We start from the raw sequence: 1,299 nt of genomic DNA on the forward strand, positions 1-1,299 counted from the left end.
TTTGTGGTGGTGGTTGGTGTGTGTTGGAAGGGCACACGGTGGATGCCTTGGCATTTCGAGCCGATGAAGGACGTGGAAGGCCGCGATAGGCCTCGGGGAGTTGTCAATCAAGCGTTGATCCGAGGGTGTCCGAATGGGGAAACCTGGCTACTGTGATTGGTAGTGACCGCAGCGTGAAGAAGATAGCGTTGTTGGGGGTAGACGTAGGGAAGTGAAACATCTCAGTACCTACAGGAAGAGAAAACAATTGTGATTCTGCTAGTAGTGGCGAACGAACGTGGATGAGGCTAAACCGCATGCGTGTGATACCTGTGCCAGGGTTGCGTGTGTGGTGTTGTGGGGCGTGGTCGTACATGGTGGTATGACATGTGGCATGACTGATGTTGGTAAGCGGAAGTGGTGTGGAATCGCCTGCCGTAGACGGTGAAAGCCCGGTACGTGAATGCTGATGTTGGTGGTGTTGATCGCGTTGCCCCGAGTAGCAGCGGGCTCGTGGAATCTGCTGTGAATCTGCCGGGACCACCCGGTAAGCCTAAATACTCCGAAATGACCGATAGCGGAATAGTACCGTGAGGGAATGGTGAAAAGTACCCCGGGAGGGGAGTGAAAGAGTACCTGAAACCGTGTGCTTACAAACCGTCAGAGCCGCTCCTTGTGGGTGGTGATGGCGTGCCTTTTGAAGAATGAGCCTGCGAGTCAGCGGCATGTCGCGAGGTTAACCATGAGTGTGGGTAGCCGTAGCGAAAGCGAATCCTAACGAGGGTGATTGTGAGTGGCATGTCCTGGACCCGAAGCGGAGTGATCTACCCATGGCCAGTGTGAAGCAGCTGTAAGAGGTTGTGGAGGCGCGAACCCACTTAGGTTGAAAACTGAGGGGATGAGCTGTGGGTAGGGGTGAAAGGCCAATCAAACTCCGTGATAGCTGGTTCTCCCCGAAATGCATTTAGGTGCAGCGTTGTATGGTGCTTCCTGGAGGTAGAGCGACTGGTTGGTTGAGCGGGACTATCATCTTAGCAATGTCAGCCAAACTCCGAATGCCAGTGAATGCTAGTACGGCAGTGAGACTGCGGGGGATAAGCTCCGTTGGTCGAAAGGGAAACAGCCCAGATCGCCGGTTAAGGCCCCTAAGGGTGTACTAAGTGGAAAAGGATGTGGGATCGCGAAGACAGCCAGGAGGTTGGCTTAGAAGCAGCCATCCTTGAAAGAGTGCGTAATAGCTCACTGGTCGAGTGGTTCTGCGCCGACAATGTAGTGGGGCTCAAGTACACCGCCGAAACCGCGGCAACACACCTTGTGTGT

Annotated in this window: 1 rRNA gene; it reads left to right on the forward strand. The window is 54.4% G+C overall.

Annotation, left to right across the window (positions count from 1 at the left end):
- Nucleotides 1–15 precede the first annotated feature (15 nt).
- Nucleotides 16–1,299 (forward strand): 23S ribosomal RNA (locus IEU99_RS10935); the annotation flags it as partial.

The sequence above is a fragment of the Corynebacterium pelargi genome (assembly GCF_014635485.1).
Classification (GTDB): domain Bacteria; phylum Actinomycetota; class Actinomycetes; order Mycobacteriales; family Mycobacteriaceae; genus Corynebacterium; species Corynebacterium pelargi.